Here is a 4,620-nt window from a genome sequence, read left to right on the forward strand (position 1 = left end):
TATGGTAATGGTTTTCCTTGGGAATCAAGCAAAGGGGCAATGGTGGGAATAATTGGCGATAAACCATTGGGATTACCGACGGGAAAATCATTGCTGGGATCAATAAAATCTGGCAGGGAACGGGGATTATCAGCTAAATGGGCGCCATAACTATTGCCAACATTAGAAGTTTCCAAAAAGTGCATCCCCCCAGGACTGACAAAACGATTCCAAAGATGGGAATGGCCATAAAAAACTAGTTGAACTCCGGCACTTTCCAGCAGGGGAATTAAGTGGGTAATAATCTGATCTTCTCCTTTGGGATAATGGTAACGGCGGTGCACCATGGAGCCATCGGGGGCATATTCTTCGTAGGCTTGGGGGTCAGTGTAGGGTGGAGTAACATTACCCCCCAAACTGTGGGGAGGATGGTGGAACATAACGATTTTGTACTGAGCTTGCTGAAAAGCTTCCCCGGCTAATTCCTGCTGTAGCCATTCATACTGCCTACTACCAGGGGTAATGGGCTCAAAAATATGCTGACCATGGCCCCAATTTTCTGGTTCATCCAACTGTTGACTGCTTTCCTGGTAGCGCCCCGGGGTACTGGCATTCTCTTGTGGAGAGCGCCAAACATTGGTGACCATTAAGGAAATCAGACGAATATGACCAAAGGTGACAGCATAGTACTGTTTTTGCGGCGCTGGGCTGGGGGGAAGGGAAAAAATTTCTCCATAGGTTTGGAAGTTAAAGGAATTGTCTTCAATCCATTGGGTGGCTTGGTCTGGATCATATTCCTGTTCAGCAAAATCCTGCCGCTCAAAGTATTCTTCTTCGGCGATCGCCTGGGGCCGAGCGTCCTTAAACTGTAAATGCAACGCCTTGCCGGGGGAATAGCGGCCCATTACTTCATGGTTACCAATGCAGGGAAAGAGGGGAGTGGATTGCAACACCGGTGCTCCCTGATAGATTTTGCCCCCCAAAGTTACTGAAGCCCGGCCCTGGAGAACTGGGAAAAAAGATCTGCCCCGGCGGTCATCAAACCATTCCGAAGCCCGATCCGGCACATTGACCATATCTCCGGCGTGGAACACTGCATCAAATCCACCATAAACGGCGATCGCCTGTTGGATATTGGCCGCCACCATGGGCATTAACTGATGGTCGGAGGTGAGCAAAATTTTTAAGGGCTGATCCGCAGGGGGACTGGGTTGCAGGGAAAAAATATCGCTCTGGTGTATGTGTTGGCGATCGGCACTAAAAACTTGATAGGGTAAATGCTCTCCGGGCTTCAAACCAGCAATTACGGCTTGGTGTCGCCAAATAGCCCGGGGGGAAAGCTTGTCATAGGTTTTGAAGGTGTAGGACCACTCATCTTCCCTAGTGCGGGTCAACTGTCGAGTGGAAGCCTCGGTGCGATGTTCCAGGTCTTTGCTCCACTGCACCCAATGGTTGTCCCCGGCAAATTCGGTGAACCAAACGACTTCAACGCTATCGGAGGTGGGAAGTTGTAAAAAAGGATCACTCAACATAACCAGCAAATGCATCAATAACAAACTAGTAATAATCATCCCCCGGCCTCGGTTTTATGGTTCCGACAATGGCAAAATTAAACCACTCAGACATCCACCTTGGCTTTTGTTGTGACCATTTCCCGCACCATTATCAGCACTAGAATTGACTGCACAGACTATGGACAAGCCACAACTACCATCATTAATTTAGCTAAAGCGGCGATCGCCAGTTATGTGGTGGCGGCCAATGTCCATGTGGTAATGAGCGCCTATGGCAATAAAAGTTATCAAGAAGTTATTAATCAAGCTGTGTTAGTCACCCCCGATGGTATGCCATTGGTGTGGGGATTAAAATTGCTCGGTTACCCACAGGCCACTAGGGTTTATGGCCCGGATTTGATGTTAATAATTTGTCAGCAGGCCGCGGCGGAAAACCTTGGTATTTACCTCTACGGCGGTACCGAGGCTTGTTTAACTCAACTACAAGTTAACCTAATTAAACGTTTTCCCACACTCAATATTGTTGGTGCTGATTCCCCTCCTTTTCGTCCCCTGAAACCGCAGGAGAAAGAAATGGCCCTAGCAAAAATTAAGCAGTCGGGAGCCCATATTCTCTTTGTTGGTCTAGGCTGTCCTAAGCAGGAAATCTGGATGGCTGAACACTACCAAAAACTAAATTTAGTCATGGTGGGGGTGGGGGCGGCTTTTAATTTCCATAGTGGTTTGGTGTCCCAAGCTCCCCGCTGGTTAATGGTCCTGGGATTGGAATGGTTCTATCGTTTACTCATGGAACCGAAACGATTATGGCGCAGATATTTAATTAACAACCCCGCTTTTATTGTTCTATTTACTTGGCAATGGTTCACTAAGAAAAAAACCTTATAAACTATTTTGCTCCTAATGTTTGAGCAGGAAAAAACAGACTAATTCGTCACGGGGTCGGTGGGGCTCATGCCATAAAAAGGTTGGGCCGCTGACCAATGGGGTCGATCGCCAAGGAGCCAATGTTGCCAAGCAAGGGTGAGCAGTTGGGGGGCGGTGATGCCAAGCTGGGGCGGAGTGCCATAGACTCGTTCCACCTGTTTATCGGCCATGAATTGTTGCCAATCGTCGGGCAACCAAAGGCGATCGCCGTTTAGGGTAACTAGTTTTTCCCCGATAACTTGATAGACTGCCCCGTAAAGATAACCCCTGGTTGCGGGCATGGTGACAGCTAATAACTCGCCATCGTCACAGGTTTCAATCAAAGATTGAGCAAAACAAGCCAGGGTAGAAATGGCAAATAGGGGAATTTGTAATTGCTGGGCTAGGGTACGGGCGGTGACCATACCAATGCGGACGCTGGTGAAGCTACCGGGGCCTTGGGCTACGGCCAGATAGTCCAATTCTGGCCATTGCTGGCTCGGCAAAAAATCCCCTAAACAATTGTGTAATTGATTGAGTAATTCCCGATCCAATGACCAAGTTTGCTGGGCTACCGGATTTTTTCCCCGTTGTAAAGCTAAACCTAGTTGGCCGGTGGCGGTGTGGAGGGCCAGACCTAAATTGTGATCGGTCAGGGAAAGGGGAGGAGGTACGGTCATTACCAATAGATTTAAGTATCGTTGCTTACTGCAACCTTTAGTTTATCGGGGATAGGATAGGGGCAAATGCATAGCTGTTATCTGATTTTCTGCCCCAGTGTGGCGATCGCCGGGGAGCAAACGTGTATAAATGCTTACGTCAACCTGTAAAATCTCAGTTAAGATCTCGTTACAATCCATCCCATTGGTTTTGACTTTATCCGCCCGACCCTAGGACATCATCCCATGCAAACGATTTCCCCTGCGTCGACCCTTACCCAGACTCCCCGTTTTGACCATCCCCTGAAAGTCTTGGCCATGGGGGACAGCCTTGTTTATGGTTACGGAGATCCCATCGGTGGCGGTTGGGCAGAACGGCTACGGCGGTTTTGGATGGAAGAAAATGGCCCCGTCCTCTATAACCTCGGTATCCGTGGCGATCGGGTAGCCCAAGTCAGTGAAAGATTGGAGCAAGAATTTCGTTTACGGGGAGAAATCCGCAATAAAGTCCCTGACCTGCTTATTCTCTCTGTGGGAGTGAACGACTCCCCACGGTTGGGCCGGCCCGATGGACGTTGTTTCACCGATGAAATTCTCTTTCAAAAACAGGTGGAGCAACTGTTGGACAGTGCCCATCAACTCTGTCCGGTGCTTTTTATTGGTATGGTGCCGGTCAACGAAGCTCGGATGCCTTTCCTCGACTGTTTTTATTTCAACCACTCTGATCAACGCCGTTTCAAAACCATCACCCAACAGGCCTGTGGCGATCGCCAAATTCCCTACCTAGATATTTTTGAAATCTGGCAACAACGGGGCCAAGAATGGATTAATGACCATCTCATGGCCGACGGACTCCACCCCAACGTAGCGGGTTACAAAGCCCTGTTAGATGACATTCACCACTGGCAACCCCTCAAGGAACTAACCAGTAAGGTATCTCAACCCTAGTTGTCGGTTTATTTTACTAAAGTTGTTTCTTTGGATTAGTGCGACAAAATTGTTCGTAGGCCCAGTTGATTTTTTGCATGGCAATAGGTGAGTTCTTATACTCCCGCCCGTCATAGTTTTGGTCGGGATGGTACTGCTTTGCCAGTCTGTAATAGGCCGCTTTGACTATTTTCGGGTCATCGTGGGGTGAAACGCCTAGAACTTCCCACCAATTTAAGGTGAAACTGAATTTTTGATTATCCGATAATGTTTGATCCACCGAATGCAACTGCCAAACTTTCAGTAATTTAGACCGACTATAAGTTACCAGAAAATCTCCATTTGGGCTAAATTGTGCTGGAAAACAGCCCGGTAAAGTCTCTAAACATTGCCAAGTTTGCCATTGCCATAGTTTTACTTCTTCATTTGTGGCCGTGGCAATTATTTTACTAACTGGATTAATGCTCATGCCCGATAAATTGGTTTGCTTAGTCTGAAAAGATTGCCAACAAATTTTTTCTGCCAAGTTCCAAATTTTTATTTCCCCTTCCTTACTAGCACTAACTAAAAATTTACCTTCTTCTATAACAATTAAATCAACAATAGCTTGGTCATGGTTGCCTAGGACAGAATGATAT

At 47.5% G+C, this 4,620-nt stretch carries 5 protein-coding genes; 2 read left to right on the plus strand and 3 right to left on the minus strand.

Features of this window, described 5'->3' with window-relative positions:
- On the minus strand, positions 1-1,550 hold a 1,550-nt coding region (locus IQ219_RS16930), incomplete at its 3' end, for a metallophosphoesterase family protein (protein WP_194073380.1).
- 72 nt (positions 1,551-1,622) lie between these two features.
- On the opposite strand from IQ219_RS16930, the gene IQ219_RS16935 reads away from it, so the two are divergent.
- The gene (locus IQ219_RS16935) at positions 1,623-2,378 is read left to right on the plus strand and encodes a WecB/TagA/CpsF family glycosyltransferase (protein WP_194073383.1); all 756 of its coding nucleotides are present in this window, start codon (positions 1,623-1,625) and stop codon (positions 2,376-2,378) included.
- A gap of 38 nt (positions 2,379-2,416) precedes the next feature.
- Here IQ219_RS16935 and tsaB read toward each other — a convergent pair whose 3' ends face one another.
- A complete protein-coding gene (gene tsaB / locus IQ219_RS16940) occupies positions 2,417-3,076 on the minus strand; it encodes a tRNA (adenosine(37)-N6)-threonylcarbamoyltransferase complex dimerization subunit type 1 TsaB (RefSeq protein ID WP_194073381.1) in 660 nt (219 codons plus the stop codon).
- Between the two features lie 225 nt (positions 3,077-3,301).
- On the opposite strand from tsaB, the gene IQ219_RS16945 reads away from it, so the two are divergent.
- Positions 3,302-4,003, plus strand: a complete 702-nt coding sequence (locus tag IQ219_RS16945; RefSeq protein ID WP_190597227.1) for an SGNH/GDSL hydrolase family protein — start codon at positions 3,302-3,304, stop codon at positions 4,001-4,003.
- Positions 4,004-4,019: 16 nt separating this feature from the next.
- On the opposite strand, the gene IQ219_RS16950 is transcribed toward IQ219_RS16945, so the two are convergent.
- Positions 4,020-4,620 (minus strand): DnaJ domain-containing protein (locus tag IQ219_RS16950; RefSeq protein ID WP_194073382.1); only part of this gene is annotated, 601 nt, incomplete at its 5' end.

Origin of the sequence: Synechocystis sp. LEGE 06083 (assembly GCF_015207725.1) — a bacterium.
GTDB classification, from domain to species: Bacteria; Cyanobacteriota; Cyanobacteriia; order Cyanobacteriales; family Microcystaceae; genus Synechocystis; species Synechocystis salina.